The organism is Legionella sp. W05-934-2, assembly GCF_964199965.1.
Lineage (GTDB): Bacteria > Pseudomonadota > Gammaproteobacteria > Legionellales > Legionellaceae > JAFIFT01.
Genome location: NZ_CAXMZT010000002.1, coordinates 191,299 through 214,850, shown reverse-complemented (window position 1 = coordinate 214,850; position 23,552 = coordinate 191,299). Strand labels below are relative to the sequence as shown.

Sequence of the window (23,552 nt, the reverse complement as noted above, 5' to 3'; positions counted from 1 at the left end):
TATGGCTGTTGAAAGAGAGAAATTAACCCTTCCTAATGATGCCGATAAATTATTACTGCATTCTTGTTGTGCCCCTTGTTCCGGTGAAGTGATGGAAGCTATCTTAGCCTCAGGAATCGACTTTGCGATATTTTTTTATAATCCGAACATCCACCCTGTTCAGGAATATGAAATGCGAAAGGAAGAAAATATTCGCTTTGCCAATAAGCATCAAATTCCCTTTATCGATGCTGATTATGATAAAGATAATTGGTTTGAAAGAATTAAAGGACTAGAGTGGGAACCTGAAAGGGGAAAACGTTGTTCTGCGTGTTTTGATATGCGCTTTGAGCGAACCGCTTTATATGCCTATGAGCATGGTTATCCTGTGATAAGCAGCTCACTTGGTATATCTCGCTGGAAAGATATGAATCAAATTAATACCTCGGGTGAAAAAGCCGCCGCTCGGTACCCCAACATGGTGTATTGGACCTATAATTGGCGAAAGCAAGGCGGCTCAGAACGAATGTATGAAATTGCTAAACGCGAAAATTTTTATAAACAAGAATATTGTGGGTGCGTGTATTCATTAAGGGATACCAATCGCTGGCGGAAGGAAAATGGCCGAGATAGAATCAAACTCGGTGTGAGCTACTACAATGTGGAAGATATTGTCCGTCAAAGTCAGGAAAATTCTTGATTTTTGTTGGCCTTATGTTGCACATAATCAGCGTTCTTGATAATCGCCTTTTTTTCTCTCTTTGAATCATTTCCTAATAGTCTAAAAACTGATTAAATAGTATTTTTATCATTTGTAGAAAGGAAAAAATGATACCGATTCGCTTACGACCTGTTACCGATAAAAGTATTGGGACAACCGCTTTTTTTCGAAACAGAATACTGTTAGAAACTGTCTGTGAAATGATATCCAGCATAGAAAAAAAAGAGATTCGTGTTTTATTTCATGCTTGTTCAATTGGCTCTGAAGTCTATTCTTTTATGATAACAACGGCTTTGGATCAACGATTAGCGGAAAAACGAATCAAAGTAGCTTGTTGTGATCAAGAAACTAGTTTTCTTGATTTTGGAAAAAGTGCAATTTATCCGTGCGAAGTATTGAAAGGGATGTACCCTAAAGAGCAGAATTTTTTTGAAAGGATTGATGAAAATTTAATACGAGTAAAACAAGAAATTCGAAACAATGTGACTTTTTTGCCTGCAAGTTCATTTCGAGACTTCATGTATCCTGAGCCATTTGATGTGGTCTTTTTGTTAAATGCGTTACTCTATTTACCAAAAGAAGATCAAGCAGTGGCTATCGATAATATAGCCAAATATAATAATAGCTTGTTCATCACAACGGGATTTCATTTTGATTGCATTAAGCAAGATTTACAGCGCAATCACTATCAACCTTATCTAGAAAATGCCAAACAAATACATGATGGTTGGGTAGACCGGCGCAAAGCGATAATGGATGCTAATGAAGTGATCCCGGGTAAAATATACCACCCATGGAGTCTAGCACCTTATTCAACAATCAAAGATTATGACTATCTCTATAGTGCTATCTTTTTAAAGCAGGGAAATGAGCGGCTAGGTTCTTGAGCGCCCTGATTATCAAGCAGCCATGGGAATAAGTGAATCATCAGCTTGCCATTAGGTTCCTTGCTTAAAATAAATTTACCTTGCCTTTTATAGCCTAAGGTGTTAATTTAATAAGCATAATTAACCTTGCATCTCTTAAATTGATTCACGTTGCCTCAACATAATGAGATAAATCATCGATGAAAATTACTCGCTCAAGTGATAAACCTTTGAGTGTCTTTACCTTGGTAATGATAAACATCATTGCCGTCGATAGCCTAAGAACGTTACCTATCAGTGCTGCTTACGGTTTTTCTCTAGTTTTCTATTATCTCATTGCGGCTTTCTTGTTTTTTATCCCTGTTGCCCTTGTTTCAGCAGAATTAGCCACGGCCATGCCGAAAACAGGCGGCATTTATATTTGGGTAAAGCAGGCATTTGGCCAGCGTGCCGCCTTTATTACCATATGGTTGCAGTGGATCTATAATGTTGTCTGGTACCCCACCATCATGGTTTTTGTTGTGGTTACCCTTGCCACATTAACCTCACCAATGCTGGTTAGTAATAAAGGTTGGATGTTGTTAACGGTGAACCTATTATTTTGGCTATTTACTCTACTCAATTGCTTTGGCATGCGCATATCCGGGTTTGTGAGTATCTTGGGTGCCATTGTAGGCACGCTGTTACCGATGGTGATAATTATCAGTCTTGGTATTATTTGGTTATTACAGGGGCATCCAGTTAGTATCCAAATGGATTGGCAGCACTTTTTTCCCCATCTGATGGATAATGATAACAATGAACTAATCCTATTAGGGGGAATTTTATTTGGTCTAGTTGGCATGGAAATGTCGGCGGTTCATGCTGGCGATGTCGAAAACCCTCAAAAAGATTATCCCAAAGCGTTATTGTGGTCGACGATAATTATCATCTTGACCCTAGTGATGGGTTCGCTTGCTATCGCAATGGTTGTGCCAAATGCCAAACTAAGCTTGGTATCGGGATTAATGGAGGCATTTGCTATCTTTTTTAATAGCTACCATCTGCCCTGGATGACGCAAGTGGTTGCTTGTTTTATTATTATCGGGGCATTGAGTAGTGTGAGTGCTTGGATTATTGGACCAACTCGAGGGCTGATGGTTGCTGCTGAGGATGGTTGTTTACCTCATTTGTTAGCTAAGACGAATCGCTTTGGTGCTCCGGTTAATCTATTAATGGTTCAAGCGGGGTTATTAACGCTATTAAGTTCGGTGTATGTCTTATTTGATGATATTAATGTTTCCTATTGGCTGTTATCCGATTTAACCGCACAGATGGCATTGCTGGTGTATGTCATGATGTTTTTTGCTTTCATTGAACTCCGGCAAAAACATTTATGTCAGCCGGGCCGTTTTACCATACCCGGCAATCTTTTTGCAAAATTCATCGCCCTATGCGGATTAATCATTTGCTTGCTTGTCATCAGCACAGGATTCATTCCACCCAAAAATTTATCAAGTCAAGCTATCTGGTTTTATGAGGCATTCTTAATTGTTGGTTTAAGTGGCTTTATATTGATACCTCTTTCTTGGCAACATCGAGGATAACTAGGTATTTTGGAAGTTTTCTAGTCCATGTAGCCCGGATGCAGGCGCAGCCGTAATCCGGGATTTTGGACTTCGAACATCCCGGATTTCGTTTCACTTCATCCCGGCTACGATCACTACGATCACTTCATGCCTGCCAAATACTTGATTGGTTAAACCATCTCTACGGCCACGGCAACCGCTTCGCCACCGCCGATACATAACGAGGCGATTCCTTTTTTGAGTTGGTTTTGTTTTAAAGCGTGTAACAAAGTCACTAAAATTCGAGCACCTGATGCCCCGATTGGATGACCTAATGCGCATGCGCCGCCATGGATGTTCACGCAGTCTGCTGATAAATCTAATTGCATCATTGCTGCCATAGTTACAACGGCAAATGCTTCATTGATTTCATATAAATCAACATCGTTAGCACGCCAGCCAGCGCGGTTTAAAACTTTGTTAATTGCATCAATCGGGGCGGTAGTAAACCATTCGGGGGCTTGGGCGTGAGAGCTATGGGCCACAATCCTCGCTAATGGTTGAATGCCATGTTTCTCTGCATCAATAGCGCGCATGAGTATAAGGCTTGCAGCACCATCAGAAATCGAGCTACTGTTTGCAGCTGTTACCGTACCATTTTCTTTAAAAGCGGGCTTTAATCGACCTATTTTTTCTAATTTAGCCGCATCGGGCCCCTCATCCTTATCAACCTTTGTTTCCCCTTTGCTTGATTTGATAGTGACGTGGGTCATTTCGGCATTGAATTTCCCTTTTTCAGTTGCTTCTAATGCGCGCTTCATCGAACGACTTGCAAACTCATCTTGCATCTCCCGCGTGAAATTAAATTTTTCGGCGGTTTGTTCAGCGAAAACACCCATCAATTGGCCTGGATTGTAGGCATCTTCTAGGCCATCCAGAAACATATGGTCGTAGACTTTGTCATGGCCAAGGCGATAGCCTGCTCGACCTTTTTTGAGTAGGTAGGGAGCATTACTCATGCTTTCCATGCCTGAAGCCAGAACAATGTTTGCTGAGCCGGCTTTGATCATATCATGGGCTAACATGACGGCCTTCAAGCCAGAGCCACACATTTTATTGATAGTTGTTGCGCCGACTGTTGTTGGAATTCCCGCTTTCAATGCCGCTTGGCGCGCAGGTGCTTGACCAATTCCTGCTTGTAATACGCATCCTGAGATAACTTCTTGTATATCCGAAATGGAAATATTAATTTCTTCCATGGCTGCTTGATGGGCAATCGCGCCTAAATCGGGTGCACTCAGTTGAGATAATGTGCCAAGCATCCCCCCCATGGGGGTTCTTTTAGCTGCAACAATTACAATATCATTTTTGTCCATAATATTTATCCTGTCGTTACTTAGTTTGTTGAAAAATTTCTCTGCCAATTAGCATTCGTCGTATTTCCGATGTACCAGCACCAATTTCATAGAGTTTTGCATCACGTAATAGCCGACCCGTTGGGTATTCGTTAATATAACCATTCCCGCCTAGAATTTGAATGGCTTGCAAGGCCATTTGCGTTGCTTTTTCTGCCGTATACAAAATGACACTGGCAGCATCTTTGCGATTCACATGGCCGCGGTCACAGGCGCTGGCCACAGCATGTAAATAGGCACGGGAGGCATTTAGCTCGGTATACATATCAGCAATTTTTCCTTGGATAAATTGAAACTCCCCAATGGCTTGGCCGAATTGCTTTCTTTCGTGCACATAAGGAATAACGACATCCAAACAGGCATGCATAATACCAACAGGGCCCGCTGCTAAAACAGTCCGTTCATAGTCTAGCCCAGACATTAACACCGCGACGCCACCGTTTAATTTGCCTAAGATATTTTCTTTAGGGACAAGACAATCTTCAAATACGAGTTCACACGTATTTGAGCCACGCATGCCAAGCTTATCCAACTTTTGAGCTGTTTTAAAGCCAGCAAATCCTTTTTCAATGATAAAGGCAGTTATGCCGCGGCTTCCAGCGGATTTATCCGTCTTAGCGTATACGACCAACACATTGGCATCGGGACCATTGGTAATCCACATTTTGGTGCCATTTAAACAAAAATGATCGCCTCTATCTTCCGCCGATAATTGCATACTGACCACATCTGAACCGGAATTCGATTCACTCATTGCCAGCGCACCAATATGTTCACCACTGATTAATTTAGGCAAATATTTATCTTTTTGGCCATCATTACCATTCAGAAAGATTTGATTAACACATAAATTGGAGTGGGCACCGTAGCTTAATCCAACAGATGCTGAGGCTCTGGAAATCTCTTCCATGACAATGCAATGCGCAAGATACCCCATGCCTGCACCGCCATATGATTCACTGACGGTAATGCCGAGCAGGCCAAGTTCACCCAATTTTGGCCATAACTCGTTGGGGAATTGATTGTCTCGATCAATATCGGCTGCTCTGGGGGCTATCTCATTTTTTGCAAATTGATAAACCGTTTCACGCAGTAATGACAAGGATTCATCGTTGATTAGATTGAGTCCATGATACATGTTTTTTTCCTCACAGTTTCGTTGCCTATTAAGGTATTTCTTTTTCTATCTTAAGTCAAAAGACAAATCATGGATGGTATTGAATTTTTTGCATTGGAAACTTCAAGGATCAGGCGATGTTTATTCCATTAATCGATCCAGTAAGCACCCAACGATTAAATTTTATTATGCAAAATATTTTAAAACGTTACCGAACCATGGTATTTTATTTTTAAACAGTAGCATTAATGTTTTATTATTATTTATATTGTTTTCTTATTTGCTTTACTGTTTATTTATAATATAAGTATAAGCGAATCTTGAACCTTGTTGTAGACAGTGTAAAGGGGACTTTTATGCGAAAATTGGTTTTATGGGGCCATCGTCCAGTAGATTATCAGCTTATGTTCGATTTAAAAGAAGATGATCTGAAAAAACCTATCCTAGAATTTGGTTGCGGTCCGAGCGCTGTCAATACCTCCTTGCCGAATGTAACCAGTTGCGATCCACTGTTTGTCCTTGATAAGGATACGCTGACTGCTAAATCTAGCCTTATCTTTGCTGACATGCTAAGTGAGATCGAAAAGGAAAAGAATCGCTTTGATTTTCATTCTTGTGGGGGGTTGGAAAGATTGGTGTGGCAGAGAAAGCAGGGGATGAATCAGTTTTTGGCTGATTATGAGCTTGGTCTTGAAGAAAATCGGTACGTGCCGGCCACAGAACTTCAGTTACCATTCGATCATTTTCAATTTGAATTTGCTTTGGTGTCCCATTATTTATTTGGCTTAGAAGATCAAGATATTGACTTCCATGTCGAATTGCTAAAGGAATTAGCACGCGTTGCTAAAGATGTCAGAGTTTTTCCCTTGATCGATCGGTATGGCAAAGCGTCTGACATGTTGGGGCCTGTATTATTACACCTCCAGCAAGAAAATTACGGAACAGAGGTTCGTGACGTGGCCTACCCCTACCAAAAGGATGGGAATGCCATGCTGAGAGTTTGGGCTCATCAGTGCTCGGTTGAATAATGCTATATAAATTGATTCGCCCGGTATTGTTCCAGCTAGAAGCAGAGACAGCTCATAATTGGACGTTAAATCAACTGGATCACTTACCGGGATGGCTATTTCCTAATGTTGCAGACAAACCTGTTCAAGTCATGGGGCTTAATTTCAGACACCCAGTGGGGATTGCGGCTGGGCTAGACAAAGATGGCCAGCACTTAAAAGGGTTGGCGAAATTGCATCCAGCATTTATCGAAATCGGGACAGTAACACCACTATCCCAGCCTGGCAACGACAAACCCCGTTTGTTTCGCCTCCCCAAAGCAAACGCGTTGATTAACCGGATGGGATTTAATAACGAAGGCGTTGATGCACTCATTAAACGCCTTAAGCAAACTCAATATGATGGTGTCTTAGGTATTAACATCGGTAAAAATAAGGCGACGCCTATCGAAAATGCAAGTGACGATTATAAAATCGCCATGACCAAGGTTTATCCTTATGCCGATTATATTACTATCAATATCTCATCGCCAAATACCCCTGATTTACGCAAATTACAAGGTCCTGATTTTTTCCCAGATTTGTTAAAAGAATTGCAAAATCTTCGCGAATCCTTGACAGAAAGCCAACAAAAGCGAATACCTATTTTGATTAAAATATCCCCGGATGAGGCGGATGAATCATTGCAACAGATGGCAAAATGGGTGTGTGATTTTGAAATGGATGGCATGATAGCAACCAATACGACAGCCGATCATCAATCGGTGGAGTCGCTGCTGAATTCTTCAATGCAAGGGGGGCTGAGTGGTCGTCCTCTTGCGCAAAAATCCCAGCATTGCCTGAGTGTTTTGCGAAAGGCTCTTGGTCCGCAAAAATGCTTAATTAGCGTTGGCGGCATTGATAGTGTTGATATTGCCAATGAACGGCTTGCGGCAGGCGCTAATTTACTGCAAGTCTATACGGGATTAATCTATCAAGGTCCTGGTCTAATCAAGACCCTTGTAAACGGGTTAAAGTAAGGGCTTAGGTATAAACGGTCGTTGCCTGGAAAAAAATTTCCCTTCATGGGTAAGAAGCGCTACAATACTCGCTAATTCAAATACCTACCTCAGTTATGACCAAACGAGAACACCGGAATACAACCTATCTCTATCGCCGATTATTTACATTTATAAAACCATTCTGGCCTGTTTTAGTGCTAGGTATTTTTGCTAATATCGCCTACGCTGGCATTGATGCCGGGTTCACTTACCTAATGAAACCTTTTATGGACAAGGGGTTTATCGATGTGGATATGACCTTTGTCCATTATATCCCCTGGATTGTATTAATCGGAATTACGTCGCGAGGCATTTTAAGTGCTTTGGGCGGCTATTGCATGACGTGGGTGGCACGTTCGGTTGTGAAAGCGTTGCGACACCATGTTTTCACCCAAGTGGTTCGATTGCCCGCAGACTATTATGATCAATCCACATCAGGACAGTTGTTATCCAAAATTCTCTATGATGTTGAACAAGTGGCAAAAGTCAGTGCCGATGCTTTAACCGATTTAGTCCAAAATGGTTGCTTAGTGATTGGTTTGTTTGCAGTGATGTTCATCATCTGTTGGCAATTGGCATTAATGTTTGTGATTACGGTCCCGTTCGTTGGCATCATTGTCAATATCACCAATAAACGCATTCGCCGAGTGTCTCACCGATTGCAAAAAACCATGGGTCATGTGACGGAAATTGCCAGTGAGGCGATCGAAGGCTACCAAGTTGTGCGTGTGTTTGGTGGGGAAGATTATGAAATCAACAAGTTTAACCAAGCCAATGAACATTCACGTATTCAGGATATGAAGGTTGCTATGAGCAAAGCAATCAACACGTCTGGCGTTCAAATCATCATTGCCATTGGCATAGCATTAATTGTCACTGCCTCCATACAATTATCGACGGTGATAACCATTACAGCAGGATCGTTTTTAGCGGTTATTGCAGCGATGCTGCAATTGATAAAACCTTTAAAAACGCTGTCTTCGATTAGTGCGGTCATTCAACGTGGATTGGCAGGCGCTGAATCCGTGTTTGAATTGCTGGATAGTCCCATTGAAAATCAATCGGGCGATTATTTTCCCCATGCTATTAAGGGCGATATTTGCTTTGAAAACGTTTCATATGCTTATCGAAATGGTCCAAGGGTGTTGAATGATATTAATTTAAGTATCAAAGCAGGGCAAACAGTCGCATTGGTTGGTCATTCAGGCAGCGGTAAAACAACCCTGGCAAGTTTAATCCCTCGATTCTACCAGGTTGCTGAGGGGAAAATTAGCATCGATGGTCATGATATCAATCGCATATCGTTACGCAGTCTACGACAACAATTGTCCTTAGTAAGCCAACATGTGACTTTGTTTAATGACACGTTAGCCAATAATATTGCATATGCAAATGCAGATGCGAGTCGTACAGCAATCATTGCCGCTGCGAAGATGGCTTATGCCCATGATTTCATTAGTGAATTACCAAATGGATATGATACGCTAGTGGGTGAAAATGGGTTATTATTATCCGGTGGTCAGCGACAACGGTTAGCCATTGCCCGAGCAATCTTAAAGGACTCACCCATCTTGATTTTGGATGAAGCAACCTCAGCACTGGATAGTGAATCAGAAAAATATATCCAAAAAGCGCTTGAGAAAATTATGCAAAATCGTACTACAATAGTGATTGCACATCGATTATCGACGATACAACAGGCAGATAATATTGTGGTTATGCACAAAGGCCAAATTGTTGAACAAGGCACCCATGAGCAATTGCTTAAATTCAATGGCTATTATAAGAAATTGATTTTGAACCAAGATAAACTGTCAACCTCTGTGAATGAGTTGAGTAATGAGCTAGAAAAAGCATGATTGAAAAGTGGTTAATGACGCTTTGGTATGGTCCTAAACGGTTAGTAACTTATGCGTTACTGCCCCTCACCTGGCTTTATCAACTCGTCAATATTGGTAAACAAGCGTTCGGACGTTATATTCTGCGTCGACCAACGCCTTGCCCTGTGATTGTCGTCGGCAATATTAGCGTTGGTGGTGTTGGTAAAACACCCTTGGTGATTGCTATGGTTCAATTTTGCCAGCAACAAGGATTAAACGTGGGCGTGGTTAGTCGAGGTTATGGCAGTAGAAGCCGAATTTATCCAAGAGATGTATTAAGCAATGATCTTGCTTCGGAAGTGGGTGATGAGCCATTACTGATAGTTAAGAAAACCGGGGCGCCGGTTGTGATTGCGCCGAACCGAGCAGCTGCTGTTATGCATTGTTATCAAAAATACCAATGCGATGTGATAATTAGTGATGATGGCCTTCAGCACCAATCGATGGATCGAGCCATCGAGATCATTGTCATTGATGGTGAAAGGGGACTAGGAAATGGATTTTGTTTGCCAGCGGGGCCTCTACGTGATACGCCTAATCGGCTAAAAAAGGCGCATTTATTAGTCAGTCACAATGGCGATTGGCCTGGTGCATATCCGATGCATTTAAAAATGACGGGATTATATCATTTGCCTTCCCATCGTCCTTATAGTTGGCAATTGCTGCCTCAACCTATCACCGCTGTGGCTGGAATTGGCAATCCACAGCGCTTTTATCAACAACTAAGAGGGCTTGGCTTGATGATTCATGAGACGCAATTTTCTGATCATCAAGTATACAATCAACAACTCTATCGGAGTTTAGCCAAACCGGTAGTGATGACGGAAAAAGATGCTGTGAAATGTTATCCCTATGCAACGGGGGAAGATTATTTTGTGGTTGTCACGGCACAACTTTCTGGCAATTTTTGGCAGTCATTAGCACAGTGCATGCACGATAAGGGTATCCTATGATGGCGAAACGACATTATCTGTTTCTAATTTGGCTTTTGCTAGCAGCAACGCAGGTTTTTGCTGATAATAACCATTTGCATCCCATGAACCCTTGGCAGCAATGGACGTTTACTGGAAATGCTAACGATGAAGATGGCAACGTTTATTATTATTATTTTGCCTATCAACAGCATGATGATCAAAGAAAAGTCGATGTGGTGGTTTTGTCTGAGCAATTGCAACCGATTATCAGCTATCACAAAGTGAATGATAAGGCGCCCAAGAATAGGCCAAAACATAATTCATGGAAGGTGGGTCGATCTTTTTTTCGATATAACCCTATTACCAAAAATTGGGTTTTTGGGTTAAAAGCAAAAGAGGACAAGGGGTTTGATTTTAAAGTAGATATTCGTCCTGCTGATGGTGATATGGGTGAACGCCAACGAGTATCTGATGAGTTAACTTTCGAAATGAGTCAATTTCATCAATTAACCGGCCACTTATTCTTTTTCAACGGAAATCAAGAGTTATTTGTTTCAGCCAACAGAGGATGGCTGCGTTATATTGAAGATAAAAAACCACCCAAAAAACTCACTGCCTTAATCTGTAATCGCCGAGATGGTTCGGGTTTATATAGTCTTCAACTCGACTCGCCGAAAGCAAAGAAGGCGGCAATTGTTGGCATGCGCAATAGTGTGGGTGAGCGGGAAAAAGTATCGCAATTTCTTCGCATCAAATCACTCGATGAAAAGCGATGGCAGTTAACAATACCCAGTCCTAGAACTAATTGGACGCTTAATTTGGTTACCCGATTTATGAATAGACCTTTCGAAACATTGGTTATTGGCGATCGAGAAGAATCCGTTCCGATTGTTTGTTTTTATCAAAAGCATTATACGACAAATTATCAATTTGAAAGTCAAATTACACCGATTATCATGCCTACTTAAACACACCTAATCTTCAGTGATTTCAATCATCTTCTGTAGTGCTAGCTTAGCATTGTCAATCACCCATTGTTGATTAGTTTGCGTCAACCGATTCCTTTGCCCGGTAAATTCATTGACCACGTCTCCGGCTTTAACTTGGTTATAGGCGAGATCATTTCCTTGCCGCAATAAATCCAACAGGGCAACAAGATGCGGCGGATCATTACGCGACATGGTGGCGCACCCACATCCAAGGCCAGGCTCGCCGGCTTTTTTAGGCGCCTCGGCAACATTCACCACATCAATGCCTAACGGTTTGCAGTATTGTTTCATGTTAGCAACTAAATGGTTTTCAGTGGCAATGGCATAACGTTTTGTATGACTTCGATCATTGACGACATGATCCCAGATGAATGCTGTGGAGCCAGTAAAATTAGCTTGCTTGTACACAGGATGTGAACATTCCGGATGGACAACAACGGTATAACCATGCTCTTGCCAATAACGGCACATGTCGACGGTGTAATAAGTATGAACGGCACATTCACTGGAAAAGACAATCATGTCAGCTTTATCAAATTCAGCCAACGTTTTAGCATCTTGATTGGACAGTGAATATTGCGCTCCAGCCGTACCCCCAGGCCAGTAGGCTAACTGTTGTATCCCAAGCTCATAAGCAATATTTTCACCCATATGCCTATCTGGGATGAATAGAATTTTCTTTTTTTGTCTCAAAGCCCAACGCGCTATTTTTACAGCGTTCGAACTCGTACATACGGCGCCCCCTTGAGCACCGGTTAATGCCTTAACGCGGCCCGATGTATTCATATAACAAATGGGTAAAATATTTGCTTGCCCATAGCGTTCATTTAAATCGATTAATGCAGGTTCGACCATGTAATCCTTTGCCATCATTTCCATGGTGCAACCGGATTTAGGGTTGGTTATGAATACTTGTTGGTGTGGGTGTGCGAGAACCGATATGGATTCTGCCATAAAATGGACAGCTGATTCGACGATCACTTCTTTTTCAGGATGGTTCGCTGCCATCAGCGCAAGCTGGTAGGAATCTCCAACTTTACCGCCAAATTGTTCAACTAAACGAACAATGTCGCCCCCCATATAATAATGAGCCAATAGCAGAAGTTTGTCCCCGAAGTGCTTTTGTGCTTTCGTAATATAAGGTCTCATCCAGTCAATGACAGTGGTTAATTTCCTGTCGGGTAATGCTAAATATTCCTCTGCATAAGGGATAAAATCTTGTTGGTACCAATCCAGCGGGTAGTCTGCTTGACAAATAGTCATCTGTGGATGCAATGGCATGACTGTTTTGGGTGGTTGATAATCTGTATGCTGTTCAAACATCTTGGAACCTCAATTATAAACTAGCGCTTACTCAATATAAGAATCATGGGGTGCTTGCCTACGCAAGATACTTTCTCGGGCTGTGGCAAGTTGATTTGGGTAATCCTCTCGGTAATGCCCTCCCCGAGATTCACGACGATATAACGCCGAACGAACAATCAATTCTGCATTGAGAACAATGTTCCTTAGTTCGATGAAATCTCGGGTGATGCAATGATTCCAGTAATACTCCTCAATGATTTTTTTTCGTTTCATAATTAATTGTAGTATATCGCTTAATCCCGCTTCAGTCCTGACAATACCTGCATAAGAGGTCATTTCGCCTCGGAGACCTCGCCAATGAGCATTAATTTGGCTAGCGCGTCTGGTATTAACAGTTGAAGGCGAATTCCAGGCTGGGATATTATCGACTCCCTTTAAGGGAGATGTGATATCTTTGAAGCAGGCAAATGCCGCATTTCGGGCCATAATTGCCCCTTCAAGTAGGGAGTTGCTTGCTAATCGATTCGCGCCGTGCAACCCGGTAAAGGCTGTTTCACCAATGGCAAACAAGCGTTTTAAATCGGTTCTTCCATCGATATCCGTTAAAATACCGCCACATTGATAGTGAGCTGCGGGGACAACTGGAATGGGGTCTTTTGACATATCAATGCCAATCTCGTTGAGAGTTTGATAAATCTGAGGAAAGCGTGTTTGTAAAAAGGATTTATTATGGTGAGTAATATCTAAATAGACAAAGCCATGCTGGTTGGCCTCAATTTCATTGAAAATGGCTCTTGAAACAACATCACGAGTGGCAAGCTCCATCGCTTCTGGTGCATAGCTGCTCATAAATCGTTTGTTTGTTTCAGGACAAATTAGCTTGGCGCCTTCCCCACGAACGGCCTCCGAAATTAAGAAATTATTGATTTGGGGATGGTGAAGTAACGTTGGGTGGAATTGATAGAATTCCATATTGCCAACTCGAGCGCCGGCACGATATGCCATAGCGACCCCATCACCGGTAGCAACCATGGGGTTAGAAGTGTACCGATAGGTTTTGCCAGCGCCACCTGTTGCTAGTATCGTACATTTTGCAGCAAATGTATGAATATAACCGGTCGACGTATCTAAAACATAGGCGCCACAAATTTCACCTTGTATATCCGTTCGATGTGGATGATAGTGGCTAATTAGGTTGACGGCAATATGATCTTCATAGAGAGTGATTTGATGTTGTTGTCGGGTAGCCTGCTCTAGGGCATCGATGATGGTAAGGCCTGTTTTATCACCGCAATTAAAAATTCGTCGGTGACTATGGCCGCCTTCCTTTGCTAAAGTGTATTCGCCTGATGGTTCGTGATGGAAGTCTATGCCATAGTTTTCAAGTGCACCGATAGCATCAGGTGCTTGGCGGATGATAAATTCGACCGCGGGTTGATAACATAATCCATCCCCCGCTTGTAGGGTGTCTTCGATATGGCTTTCAAGGGAATCGTCTTTACTATTGACAGCAGCAATCCCTCCTTGTGCCCAACGGCTGCTTCCTTCGGTCAGAGCTCCTTTGCTGACAATGGCAATAGACAGGTTGGGTTGTAAGGCTAGTAGCTGATGGCAAAAATGCATACCCGCTATACCACTACCAATCACTAAAACGTCAAATTCGAGGCATTTACCCTGCTGGGAATGCTGAGCTTTTGCCATTAACTAAATGCCTTTGCTAATACCGCTGCCAGACCGATGTAGCTGCTAGGGGTTAGTTGCCGTAAACGTTCTTTGGCTTCTTCTGGAATGGGCTGTTCATCGATAAAAGCAGCAAGGCGTTCCGCGGTGATGCCCTGTCCACGGGTTAAGTGTTTGAGCTTCTCATAGGCATCGGCCACACGGTAGCGACGCATCACTGTTTGTACCGCTTCGGCAAGGACTTGCCAATTATCGTCAAGATCTTTTTGAAGCATGGCTTCATTGATTTCCAATTTATCGTTGCCTTTTGCCAATGCCTGAAAAGCGATAAGGGAATAGGCAAAGGCAACGCCTAAATTGCGAAGAACGGTCGAATCGGATAAGTCTCGTTGACCACGGGACTGGGTTAATTTGTTAGCGAAATGGGTGAATAGCGCATTGGCAAGGCCTAAGTTGCCTTCTGCATTTTCAAAATCAATGGGGTTGATTTTGTGAGGCATGGTTGAAGATCCCACTTCATTGGCGATTGCCTTTTGTTTAAAATAGTTTAGGCTAATGTATTGCCACATGTCTTTTGCATAATCTAACAGGATATTGTTAATGCGTGTCATGATAAAAGACACTTCTGCAATGCCATCGTGCGGTTCTATTTGGGTGGTATAAGCATTAAAGGATAAGCCTAAGGATTTAATAAATGCCTGACAATGTGCTCGCCAGTTTATGTCAGGATAAGCAATCATGTGGGCATTGTAATTGCCAACGGCTCCATTGAACTTAGCCGGAATAAGCACTTCTAATAATTGTTGTTGGGGGCGTTTCATTCGAGCCACAAAATTGAGCAATTCTTTGCCGATGGTGGTAGGGGTGGCTGGTTGGCCGTGCGTGCGGCTTAACATGGGGATTGCGCCATACTGTTTGCCCAAGAGCATAATCCCACCCATTATCTCTGCCAACGAAGGTTCAATCACATGTTGCAGGGCATCTTTGAGCATGAGGGCGTAAGCCACGTTATTAATGTCTTCAGATGTACAAGCAAAATGAATAAATGGGATATAGGATTTCAACTCTTCGTGATTTTCAATACAATCTCTCAAATAATATTCAACCGCTTTGACATCGTGGTTTGTTCTTTTTTCGTGGTTTTTCACTTTTTCGGCGGCGGCAGTGTCAAATTGCTCAACTAATTTCGTTAAATAGTCCTGACCTTGTTTTGAAATCGGGGGAATGTCATGAATCTGATCATTATGACTCAAGGCTAATAGCCACTTGACTTCAACTTGTAATCGATAATGAATGAGGGCAAACTCGCTAAAATAGCGATGCAGTATATAGGTTTTGGACGAATATCGTCCATCAATGGGCCCCACTGACGTTAATGCGCATTCAATCATGTCGATTACCTAAGATAAAAGTATTTTATTTTATTAAAAATCGGTGACAATGTTAAGGGTTAAACTAGATCTATGCATAAAATAACCAATAAATTTACCTGAGCGTTCGCGTTACCGTCTGCGTTACCGGAATATATTGGTTCCAGTAATAAGACACTATGAATACACTATCATAATCCTTCGTGCATGGATGAAGTGCTTTTATTATGCTTAGCATGAACGATCATTAATTATTTTGATTTTTAATCCATATTTTAATCGCTAGGCAAATAGCGTTTCGGTAACGCGGACGGTAACGCAAACGATTACGTAAAAACTAATAACTCTACTGATAAATTAAGATCTGGCGTAGCTTAAAATTGAACAGAAGGGCGCATTGGTGTATTATGTCGTTAAAATATGTCCAACATGGTTTTGTTATGAAAAAAATAGTTGTTTTTATCTCCTTGATTTATTGGTTTAATTTTGCCTTTGCCAAGAACAACAATGATGCCTCTCACCACTATCAATTAATCGAAAAACACTACACCATTAATCGTGATTTAACCTATTCCCTCGATGTAAAAAAGATAATTCGTATTCACGATGCATCCATGATCAAATTTGCGTTTCAAGACAGTGTTCAATTTAACCCGCAAATCGAATCCGTTCGCCTTAATCAGGCATTTGTCACTCATGCTGACAAATCCAAAGAATTTATTAATAAAAAATTAATCCATACACGGAACCTGTTTTCATCTCAATCAACCCCAGGCATCAGCAGCCAACTGGAACAAATTTTATTATTTCCAAAAATACAAACCGATGACCTTGTTCAATCGAATTGGCATATCAAAAGTAATATTCCGTCGACGCTTGGGTTAAATATCTTGTCGGATATTGATATGCCCGAGCAAATTGATGAAGAAGTCATATATTTGGACATGCCTCAGAAAATGACAATGCATTGGCAAAAGCGCGGTGATGTTTCCTTTAAACAATCTGTCAACCATAACAGGCGGCTGGTAGAAGTCCATATTAAACATATCCCCGCTTTAAAACACGATGACCCGTTGGCGACAGCAAAGCAAGATAGAACGCCATTATTTGTCGCGAGCACATTACCGGGATGGGAGGCCATTGGAAAATTATATTATCAAACAGCTCATGATAAAGCCAAGATCACCCCTAAAGTGCGCCAGTTGGCAGCGCAAATTGTGGGTAAAAAGAAGGGTAAAGAAGCGGCCAAAGCCATTTACAATTGGGTTGCCCAGAATATTAAATATGTTTATTTACCCTTGAATGCACAGGCAGGCTTTGTGCCACATTATGCTGATGAAGTGCTTCAAAATGGGTTTGGTGATTGTAAGGATCATGTCACGTTGATGCAAGCATTGTTGGCTGCTAGAGGGATAAAATCAGAACCGGTTTTAATTGGCTGGAATAACAGTTTTAAGAAATATCCGATGACCAACCCTTCGCAATTTAATCATGTCATTATTTATCTTCCAGACTATGATATTTATGCGAATCCTACGTCAGATGCCAGCCCATTTGAAACATTGGATATCTTTTTGTCAGGGAAATTTGTTGTTCATGCAGGGACGAAACCAAAAACCAGCATCACACCAGCACATCAAGTAAAAGATAACCAATATGTCATCGATACGCATATTAATTTGGGCGAGGATGGTTCTCTGAATGCAACAGGCAGTATTAATATTACCGGGTTTGCCGATGGAATGGTTCGCAAACTGATTTCAGGTTCTCAAGATAAATTGGATGACGTCATTAAGCAAATGTTAGCGGAAGGGTATGAAGGAGGGCAAGGGCACATATCACCTAAAGCTGATGTGATTGAAAAAAACCTTCAAATTGATTTCGATTGGCACAGCCCGCAAGCCGTTGAGATGGCCGATAAGCTGTATTTTAATATTCCCCGAGGCATTGATTTTAGTGCCATTAAGTATATCAACGGGATGTTGCAAGACGAAAACCATTCAGACAGAGTGTTAGTTGCCTCTAAATTTACCTGGTATTACCACATCCAAGTGCCTAAAGGCTACCATCTCACCTCATTACCCAAAGATAGAACCGTAAAAAACCAATACGGCTCATTCGAAGTTAATTACAGCGATGATGGCAATCAGATCGTTGTGAAGCGTCAGCTAGTGATTAACCAGGATGTTTATTCGGATAAGGAATACGAGGCACTCAAAGATATCTTGCTCGCCGTCAAATTTGATTCGGCTGCAACGATTGTGTTGGCGAGTTAGAAAGGTAAAACGTTTATAAATCTCAACTAATACTAACTCAATACAATTGAAGATAAATAACATAACTAAAACATTAGATAGCGCTTAATTTCGGTTAACTACCTTTTCTTAATACTTTAGTGTACACTTGACAGGTACACCTATATAGGTGTATGCTATAAATAATACTTTAGGTAAAGAAATTTAGCAGTGATTAATAAAGTAACAATAACAAAAAGTGCTTTAAAAGATTTAAAGAAAACGCCGCATTATTTACAAGAAAAATTTCGCGCGTGGTTAGAAGCTGTTAGCAGAGTAGGGCTTGAAGAGACAAGAAAACGTCCTGGCTGGCATGATGAGTCATTGATAGGGAATAGGAAAGGTCAAAGATCCATTCGTTTAAATAAGCAGTGGCGTGCTATTTATGTTATTAGAAGCGACGGAACAATTGAATTTATTGAGGTAATGGAGGTTACACCCCATGAGTACTAAATCAAATGAATTATTAGATGCGTTGGATGCAACAAAAAGTATATGGAAAAATATGACCTTTGGTGGTCTTGTTCGCTCATTAAGGTTAAGTGATGAGCTAACGCAAGTAGAGTTAGCTAAGAAATTAGAAGTATCTAAACAGTTCCTTAGTGATGTGGAAAACGGTAGAAAGGATGTTGGTATACCATTCGCAAAAAAAGTTGCTGATGCTCTTGAGTATTCTGTTGAGCCCTTAGTTGAGCTTCTCATAAGGGACCAGTTAAGAAAGCAAAATCTTGATTATATTGTCGAGCTTAGAAGAGCTTCTTAAATTTTATTTCTTTAAGTTGGCTAAATTGATTTGATAGCCAACCAAATCTAGAACGATGGTGATGGTCCCCGTGACACAGTTGTTTGAACACTATCCAAGGCACTCTTAACCAAATCATTCAACTGCTGCGGGTTTGCTTTGCCTTTGGTTTCCTTCATAACCTGGCCAACGAAAAATCCGAGCAATTTGTCTTTTCCGGATTTGTATTGAGCCACTTGCTCGGGGTGGTTGGCGATGACGTTTTCAATTAACTTGGATAGCTCCGATTCATCGACTTGCTCACTTTGTAACTCCGCGATTAAATCCTGGAGGTTGAGGGATTGATTGGCGGCCATCTGTTGAAAAATATTCTTAGCTTGGCCGTGGTTAATGGCTTTTGTATCTAATTTTTCTAACAAGTCTGCCAGTGTTTCGGCTGCGACTAAGGGTTGTTCAAATGAGGATTGTGTTTCGTTGATGAGGGTTGCATAGGGGCCTTTTAACCAATTGACAATGGTTTTGGGGGACGCTTTTGTTAAGGCTTTGACCGCGCTGAAATATTGCCAGTGTGCTGCCGATTGCATAATACAATCGATATCATCTTGCGCAAATTCTGGGTATTGGAGGAGCTGTGATTCAATCTCCCAAGGCAATTCAGGCATCGTTTTTTCACAGTCGGATAATAACGTTTGATCAATCGCTATGGGCAGCAAATCGGGGTCTGGAAAATAGCGATAATCATTTTCGCTTTCTTTAGTTCGCATCGGATAGGTGGCATCTTTATCCGGGTTATACAGCCTGGTTTCTTGAATAATCGGCTCCCCCGATTCCAATAGTTGTCGGTGGCGTTTCTCTTCAAAACGAATGGCTCTTTCGATAAAGCGAAAGGAATTTAAATTTTTTAACTCAGTACGAACACCTAATTGCTCGCTAGCACTGTCTTTCACGGATATATTCACATCGCAACGAAAGGAGCCTTCTTGCATGTTGCCGTCACATAAATCAATAAATCGAACGAGCTGGTGCAACGCTTTTAAATAAGCAATGGCTTCTTCTGCGGAATACAGGCACGGCTCGGTCACAATTTCGAGCAAGGGTGTGCCCGCACGGTTTAGATCGATGCCGGTTTGGTTAAAAAACGCATCATGCACGGATTTTCCTGCATCTTCTTCTATATGGGCTCGGTTAATCAGAACAAGCTTTTCTTGTGCGTCATTTAATTGAATACGTAGTTGGCCGTTTTTAACAATAGGGCGTTGAAATTGACTTATCTGATAGCCTTTGGGGAGATCCGGATAAAAGTAGTTTTTACGTTCAAATTGGGAGTCCTGAACAATCTCCGCGTTGATAGCAAGGCCAAATTGAATGGCTTTTTTAACAACGGCTTGGTTGAGCACAGGCAATGTGCCAGGTAGACCGGCGTCAATAAAATGCGTTTGACTGTTAGCATGAGCGCCATACGCTGTGCTGGCTTCGGAGAATAGTTTAGAATTGGTTTTGATTTGCGCATGTACTTCTAAACCAATGACGGTTTGCCATGTCATAGGACTGCTCCTTTACTATCCGGTTGTTGCTGATGCCAATCGGTTCTTAGCTGATATTGATGGGCAACTTGTAACAAGGTGGCTTCTTGCAGTGGTCGACCCATCAACTGCATGCCAATGGGTAACCCTTGAGAAAATCCGACAGGAATCGAGATGGCAGGCAATCCAGCTAAGTTGGCAGCCACTGTAAAAAGGTCCGCTAAGTAATTTTTCACCGGATCCTCATCGCGTTTACCAATTTCGAAGGGAAGCGTCGGGCTAGTAGGGCCTGCAATCACATCAACTTTGTTTAATGCATCAATCAATTCATCACGGATTAGCCGTCTGACTTTCAGGGCTTGGTTAAAATAGGCATCAAAATAACCGGCAGATAGCACATAAGTTCCTGTTAGAATGCGTCGTTTCACTTCAAGGCCAAAGCCTTCACTTCGCGTGCGCGTAATCAGTTGTTGTAGTGAGCTCACATCACTTGCTCGGTGGCCAAAGCGAACGCCATCAAATCGCGATAAATTGGAAGAGGCCTCTGCTGAGGTTAACACATAGTAGCAAGGTACCCAGTGGGGCTGAAGTGTTAAGGGAATTGCCTTAATTTTAGCCCCAGCTTTTTTAAATTCATCAATGGCTGCTTCGATTTGCTTTGTCACTGCAGGACTGGTCTTTTCATCAAAAAAACAATCCGGTAAGCCAATGGTGATGCCATCCAGGCTTTGAGTCAGTTGACTAGTAAAATCCGTCCGATTGTGTCTTAAACAGGTTGAGTCTTTATCGTCGGCTGAAGCCATCGCGTTAAGCACTAAGGCACAGTCTTCTGCCGAAGGGGCAATAGGACCCGCTTGATCAAAGCTTGAAGCAAACGCAACAATACCCCATCGGGATACTTGGCCATAGGTTGGCTTTATTCCAGTTACTCCGCACCAGGCCGCTGGTTGGCGTATCGAACCACCCGTGTCTGTGCCGGTAGCGAAAGGGGCTAGTCGTGCTGCAACGGCCGCCGCAGAACCACCAGACGATCCACCGGGTGAATGCGAGAGATGCCAGGGATTTTTTACCGCACCAAAATAGCTATTTTCATTGGTGGATCCCATGGCAAACTCATCCATGTTGGCCTTGCCAAGAAGGACGGTGCCTTGTTGTTGCAGATTATCAACGACCGTTGCATTAAAGGGGGAACCATAATTCTCTAACATTTTTGAACTACAGGTCGTGAGCCCTTCTTTGCTGCAAAAGATATCCTTGTGGATTAAGGGGATCCCTGTGAGGGGCGGGTGTTCATCGGTAAGAAGGCGCTTTTCCGCGAGTTTAGCCTCGGCCAAAGCCCGTTGTTCGTATACTTGGTTCAGTGCATTGAGGTGTGAATGGTCTTTTATCCGTTGCAAATAATGTTGGGTCAGTTCCGTTGCAGAAAATTTTTTTTCCTTCAAGCCGTCTTGCAATTGCTTAATCGATAAGTGATGCATGCTTATGACTCCGACTCAATTACTTTAGGGACCAAATAGTAACCTTTTTCAAAATCAGGGGCTTGTTGGGCCATTTCCGCTTGCCAATTTTGGTCTTTTGCTCTATCGGGTCGTAGCGGTTGATGCGATATATCACTGGGATGGCAAAGCGGGGCGACCCCTTGGGTATCAACCTGAATTAAGGCATCCATAAATCCAATAATGGATTGCAGATCATCGGTTAAGTGGTCTTCTAACGTTTCTTGAATTTCTAACCCAGCCAGTTGGGCAAGGTGATGTAACTGTTCTTTTGAAATTTTCATAGTGGTATATTGGTTAGCTGGGCCTTGGCCCGACAAGCTTTCTTATCAGTGGAAAAGTATACCGCTATGTGGCATTAGAAACAATGTCAATTGCAGAAGCAATAGGGACCTAGGTATGAATAAAGTCGTAAACGGTATTTTTAGCGTCTAAATCATTTCGCTAAGAAGTTTGAGATGGAATTTCTTTCAATGAAAATAGCAAGTCTAATTCGGCACCACTGCATACTTAATTGCAATTGACAAGCTCTGATGACAATTAATGCAACTTCATTCCATTCTGTACAGGCTTATCTACTGAGCATAAGACAATGTCACCGTGGTCATCTGAAAATCCAACGAGTAAAAACTGTGACATAAAGCCCGCAATGTTACGCTCACCTAAGTTGATACAGCCAACGACCTGTTTACCGACTAATTGTTCAGGGGTGTAATGGGCAGTCACTTGTGCTGATGTTTGTAAAGTGCCAATTGCTTCACCAAAGTCTACCCATATTTTATAAGAAGGATTGCGAGCTTTAGGAAAGCGCTCTGCTTTAATGACTGTACCAGTTCTAAGTTCAACTTTTTCAAAATCTTCTAAGCTAATAGTCATAATGATTACTCCAAAAACTGCAATATATACAAAGAGCTGGTCTCTTCCTCAGTGTCGGGCTCTGGTCCTCGAGTGTCTTCACTTTTTGAATATAGCTAAACTTGCTGTCATTCCGAGCCTTTATACAGGACCTGTAAAACGTCTCGAACGGACTTCCTCGTCGCTGTGAGCAAAGCGAAGCAGTCCAGAAGACCGGGGTACTCAAATATAAAACAGAATGCGACGTTCGTTAAGAGCTAAGTGAATCAATTTGAAAGTGGCACTTTACCAATAATACAAATCCATGTGCTCCAGTGCAAATGTTAATCAAGATTTTCTTTTTCATGTTCGAGCCATTCCAAGAATGCTTGTCGATCGGATTTAGACAAATTGAAAAATTTACTCTTAACAGCTTCAATAGGTTGTACTTGTTTCCTGGGCGTTTTCACCCTGGCTTCGTTTATAATTAACTTCCCTTGTAAGAAATTTTCATACGCATCGGGGTTTTTCTTTTTTAACGTCAACAGTTTTCCAACCAAAGAACTTGAACGGGAGGGTAAATAGGTAATCGTGTTTTCAGGATGAATGTCATCATGATCTTTGAGGTCATTACTTAACGTTTTAACGTGGATATAATTTTCCTTTGCAAACACTCTAACACTGCTATCTACTTTAGCAAGAACATCTCCCCAATGAATTAGAAGTGCTTATCTTAAGCTGATTAGCCGACCAAACTCAATATAAGGCTAAATTAATAGCAGATTACAATTTAAAAAGGCCCAAACTAAAAAAAATGTAAATAGATTGGAAAC

The 23,552-nt window shown here is 41.9% G+C and carries 21 protein-coding genes; 11 read left to right on the top strand and 10 right to left on the bottom strand.

Features of this window, described 5'->3' with window-relative positions; genetic code table 11:
- Nucleotide 1: 1 nt before the first annotated feature.
- The 3 genes from AB3348_RS02935 to AB3348_RS02925 all read left to right on the top strand — a co-directional run bounded on the left by AB3348_RS02935 (nucleotide 2) and on the right by AB3348_RS02925 (nucleotide 3,152).
- On the top strand, nucleotides 2-679 hold the full coding sequence (locus AB3348_RS02935) for an epoxyqueuosine reductase QueH (protein WP_367606053.1): 678 nt from the start codon (nucleotides 2-4) through the stop codon (nucleotides 677-679).
- A gap of 128 nt (nucleotides 680-807) precedes the next feature.
- Nucleotides 808-1,587 (top strand): CheR family methyltransferase, encoded by a 780-nt coding sequence (locus tag AB3348_RS02930; RefSeq protein ID WP_367606052.1) that lies wholly within the window; start codon nucleotides 808-810, stop codon nucleotides 1,585-1,587.
- 179 nt (nucleotides 1,588-1,766) lie between these two features.
- The gene (locus AB3348_RS02925; protein WP_367606051.1) at nucleotides 1,767-3,152 is read left to right on the top strand and encodes an APC family permease; all 1,386 of its coding nucleotides are present in this window, start codon (nucleotides 1,767-1,769) and stop codon (nucleotides 3,150-3,152) included.
- A gap of 152 nt (nucleotides 3,153-3,304) precedes the next feature.
- Here AB3348_RS02925 and AB3348_RS02920 read toward each other — a convergent pair whose 3' ends face one another.
- Nucleotides 3,305-4,489 carry an acetyl-CoA C-acyltransferase gene (locus tag AB3348_RS02920; RefSeq protein ID WP_367606050.1) on the bottom strand — a complete coding sequence of 395 codons (1,185 nt, stop codon included), beginning with the start codon at nucleotides 4,487-4,489 and terminating at the stop codon, nucleotides 3,305-3,307.
- Between the two features lie 16 nt (nucleotides 4,490-4,505).
- The gene (locus AB3348_RS02915) at nucleotides 4,506-5,666 is read right to left on the bottom strand and encodes an isovaleryl-CoA dehydrogenase (protein WP_367606049.1); all 1,161 of its coding nucleotides are present in this window, start codon (nucleotides 5,664-5,666) and stop codon (nucleotides 4,506-4,508) included.
- Nucleotides 5,667-6,001: 335 nt separating this feature from the next.
- On the opposite strand from AB3348_RS02915, the gene AB3348_RS02910 reads away from it, so the two are divergent.
- The 5 genes from AB3348_RS02910 (at nucleotide 6,002) to AB3348_RS02890 (ending at nucleotide 11,454) form a co-directional block, all read left to right on the top strand.
- Nucleotides 6,002-6,673: a hypothetical protein gene (locus AB3348_RS02910; RefSeq protein ID WP_367606048.1), complete on the top strand. Its 672-nt coding sequence runs from the start codon at nucleotides 6,002-6,004 to the stop codon at nucleotides 6,671-6,673.
- On the top strand, nucleotides 6,673-7,671 hold the full coding sequence (locus AB3348_RS02905; protein ID WP_367606047.1) for a quinone-dependent dihydroorotate dehydrogenase: 999 nt from the start codon (nucleotides 6,673-6,675) through the stop codon (nucleotides 7,669-7,671). Before AB3348_RS02910 ends, AB3348_RS02905 begins: the two co-directional genes overlap by 1 nt.
- Before the next feature lie 95 nt (nucleotides 7,672-7,766).
- Entirely contained in the window at nucleotides 7,767-9,551 is a 1,785-nt protein-coding gene (msbA, locus tag AB3348_RS02900) for a lipid A export permease/ATP-binding protein MsbA (RefSeq protein WP_367606046.1), read from the top strand.
- On the top strand, nucleotides 9,548-10,525 hold the full coding sequence (lpxK, locus tag AB3348_RS02895) for a tetraacyldisaccharide 4'-kinase (protein WP_367606045.1): 978 nt from the start codon (nucleotides 9,548-9,550) through the stop codon (nucleotides 10,523-10,525). Before msbA ends, lpxK begins: the two co-directional genes overlap by 4 nt.
- Nucleotides 10,522-11,454, top strand: coding sequence for a hypothetical protein (locus AB3348_RS02890; protein ID WP_367606044.1), 933 nt, complete (start codon nucleotides 10,522-10,524; stop codon nucleotides 11,452-11,454). Before lpxK ends, AB3348_RS02890 begins: the two co-directional genes overlap by 4 nt.
- A gap of 6 nt (nucleotides 11,455-11,460) precedes the next feature.
- On the opposite strand, the gene nadA is transcribed toward AB3348_RS02890, so the two are convergent.
- The 3 genes from nadA to purB are packed head-to-tail and all read right to left on the bottom strand — an operon-like array spanning nucleotide 11,461 to nucleotide 15,851.
- The gene (gene nadA / locus AB3348_RS02885; RefSeq protein ID WP_367606043.1) at nucleotides 11,461-12,798 is read right to left on the bottom strand and encodes a quinolinate synthase NadA; all 1,338 of its coding nucleotides are present in this window, start codon (nucleotides 12,796-12,798) and stop codon (nucleotides 11,461-11,463) included.
- Between the two features lie 27 nt (nucleotides 12,799-12,825).
- A complete protein-coding gene (nadB, locus tag AB3348_RS02880; protein WP_367606042.1) occupies nucleotides 12,826-14,481 on the bottom strand; it encodes an L-aspartate oxidase in 1,656 nt (551 codons plus the stop codon).
- A complete protein-coding gene (gene purB / locus AB3348_RS02875) occupies nucleotides 14,481-15,851 on the bottom strand; it encodes an adenylosuccinate lyase (protein WP_367606041.1) in 1,371 nt (456 codons plus the stop codon). Before purB ends, nadB begins: the two co-directional genes overlap by 1 nt.
- A 419-nt stretch (nucleotides 15,852-16,270) precedes the next feature.
- On the opposite strand from purB, the gene AB3348_RS02870 reads away from it, so the two are divergent.
- The 3 genes from AB3348_RS02870 to AB3348_RS02860 all read left to right on the top strand — a co-directional run bounded on the left by AB3348_RS02870 (nucleotide 16,271) and on the right by AB3348_RS02860 (nucleotide 18,887).
- The gene (locus AB3348_RS02870; RefSeq protein WP_367606040.1) at nucleotides 16,271-18,106 is read left to right on the top strand and encodes a DUF3858 domain-containing protein; all 1,836 of its coding nucleotides are present in this window, start codon (nucleotides 16,271-16,273) and stop codon (nucleotides 18,104-18,106) included.
- Nucleotides 18,107-18,295: 189 nt separating this feature from the next.
- Nucleotides 18,296-18,577, top strand: a complete 282-nt coding sequence (locus AB3348_RS02865; protein ID WP_367606039.1) for a type II toxin-antitoxin system mRNA interferase toxin, RelE/StbE family — start codon at nucleotides 18,296-18,298, stop codon at nucleotides 18,575-18,577.
- Complete coding sequence (locus AB3348_RS02860; protein WP_367606038.1) at nucleotides 18,567-18,887, top strand: helix-turn-helix transcriptional regulator; 321 nt, start codon at nucleotides 18,567-18,569, stop codon at nucleotides 18,885-18,887. Before AB3348_RS02865 ends, AB3348_RS02860 begins: the two co-directional genes overlap by 11 nt.
- A 47-nt stretch (nucleotides 18,888-18,934) precedes the next feature.
- On the opposite strand, the gene gatB is transcribed toward AB3348_RS02860, so the two are convergent.
- The 5 genes from gatB to AB3348_RS02835 all read right to left on the bottom strand — a co-directional run bounded on the left by gatB (nucleotide 18,935) and on the right by AB3348_RS02835 (nucleotide 23,393).
- Nucleotides 18,935-20,410, bottom strand: a complete 1,476-nt coding sequence (gatB, locus tag AB3348_RS02855) for an Asp-tRNA(Asn)/Glu-tRNA(Gln) amidotransferase subunit GatB (protein WP_367606037.1) — start codon at nucleotides 20,408-20,410, stop codon at nucleotides 18,935-18,937.
- Nucleotides 20,407-21,867 (bottom strand): Asp-tRNA(Asn)/Glu-tRNA(Gln) amidotransferase subunit GatA, encoded by a 1,461-nt coding sequence (gene gatA / locus AB3348_RS02850; RefSeq protein ID WP_367606036.1) that lies wholly within the window; start codon nucleotides 21,865-21,867, stop codon nucleotides 20,407-20,409. The genes gatB and gatA overlap by 4 nt, the downstream gene beginning before the upstream one ends.
- 2 nt (nucleotides 21,868-21,869) lie before the next feature.
- Nucleotides 21,870-22,169 carry an Asp-tRNA(Asn)/Glu-tRNA(Gln) amidotransferase subunit GatC gene (gene gatC / locus AB3348_RS02845; RefSeq protein ID WP_367606035.1) on the bottom strand — a complete coding sequence of 100 codons (300 nt, stop codon included), beginning with the start codon at nucleotides 22,167-22,169 and terminating at the stop codon, nucleotides 21,870-21,872.
- Nucleotides 22,170-22,425: 256 nt separating this feature from the next.
- Complete coding sequence (locus tag AB3348_RS02840; protein ID WP_367606034.1) at nucleotides 22,426-22,761, bottom strand: tRNA-binding protein; 336 nt, start codon at nucleotides 22,759-22,761, stop codon at nucleotides 22,426-22,428.
- A 302-nt stretch (nucleotides 22,762-23,063) separates the two neighbouring features.
- Entirely contained in the window at nucleotides 23,064-23,393 is a 330-nt protein-coding gene (locus AB3348_RS02835; protein ID WP_367606033.1) for a hypothetical protein, read from the bottom strand.
- Nucleotides 23,394-23,552 lie beyond the last annotated feature (159 nt).

What these genes read in the sequence shown, in the direction of transcription:
- gatC (WP_367606035.1), bottom strand. Translation starts at nt 22,169, where the DNA reads ATGAAAATTTCAAAAGAACAGTTACATCACCTTGCCCAACTGGCTGGG.
- gatB (WP_367606037.1), bottom strand. Translation starts at nt 20,410, where the DNA reads ATGACATGGCAAACCGTCATTGGTTTAGAAGTACATGCGCAAATCAAA.
- msbA (WP_367606046.1), top strand. Translation starts at nt 7,767, where the DNA reads ATGACCAAACGAGAACACCGGAATACAACCTATCTCTATCGCCGATTA.
- purB (WP_367606041.1), bottom strand. Translation starts at nt 15,851, where the DNA reads ATGATTGAATGCGCATTAACGTCAGTGGGGCCCATTGATGGACGATAT.
- AB3348_RS02870 (WP_367606040.1), top strand. Translation starts at nt 16,271, where the DNA reads ATGAAAAAAATAGTTGTTTTTATCTCCTTGATTTATTGGTTTAATTTT.
- AB3348_RS02860 (WP_367606038.1), top strand. Translation starts at nt 18,567, where the DNA reads ATGAGTACTAAATCAAATGAATTATTAGATGCGTTGGATGCAACAAAA.
- gatA (WP_367606036.1), bottom strand. Translation starts at nt 21,867, where the DNA reads ATGCATCACTTATCGATTAAGCAATTGCAAGACGGCTTGAAGGAAAAA.
- AB3348_RS02905 (WP_367606047.1), top strand. Translation starts at nt 6,673, where the DNA reads ATGCTATATAAATTGATTCGCCCGGTATTGTTCCAGCTAGAAGCAGAG.
- AB3348_RS02910 (WP_367606048.1), top strand. Translation starts at nt 6,002, where the DNA reads ATGCGAAAATTGGTTTTATGGGGCCATCGTCCAGTAGATTATCAGCTT.
- AB3348_RS02935 (WP_367606053.1), top strand. Translation starts at nt 2, where the DNA reads ATGGCTGTTGAAAGAGAGAAATTAACCCTTCCTAATGATGCCGATAAA.
- AB3348_RS02915 (WP_367606049.1), bottom strand. Translation starts at nt 5,666, where the DNA reads ATGTATCATGGACTCAATCTAATCAACGATGAATCCTTGTCATTACTG.
- AB3348_RS02840 (WP_367606034.1), bottom strand. Translation starts at nt 22,761, where the DNA reads ATGACTATTAGCTTAGAAGATTTTGAAAAAGTTGAACTTAGAACTGGT.
- AB3348_RS02890 (WP_367606044.1), top strand. Translation starts at nt 10,522, where the DNA reads ATGATGGCGAAACGACATTATCTGTTTCTAATTTGGCTTTTGCTAGCA.
- nadA (WP_367606043.1), bottom strand. Translation starts at nt 12,798, where the DNA reads ATGTTTGAACAGCATACAGATTATCAACCACCCAAAACAGTCATGCCA.
- AB3348_RS02925 (WP_367606051.1), top strand. Translation starts at nt 1,767, where the DNA reads ATGAAAATTACTCGCTCAAGTGATAAACCTTTGAGTGTCTTTACCTTG.
- AB3348_RS02930 (WP_367606052.1), top strand. Translation starts at nt 808, where the DNA reads ATGATACCGATTCGCTTACGACCTGTTACCGATAAAAGTATTGGGACA.
- lpxK (WP_367606045.1), top strand. Translation starts at nt 9,548, where the DNA reads ATGATTGAAAAGTGGTTAATGACGCTTTGGTATGGTCCTAAACGGTTA.
- nadB (WP_367606042.1), bottom strand. Translation starts at nt 14,481, where the DNA reads ATGGCAAAAGCTCAGCATTCCCAGCAGGGTAAATGCCTCGAATTTGAC.
- AB3348_RS02920 (WP_367606050.1), bottom strand. Translation starts at nt 4,489, where the DNA reads ATGGACAAAAATGATATTGTAATTGTTGCAGCTAAAAGAACCCCCATG.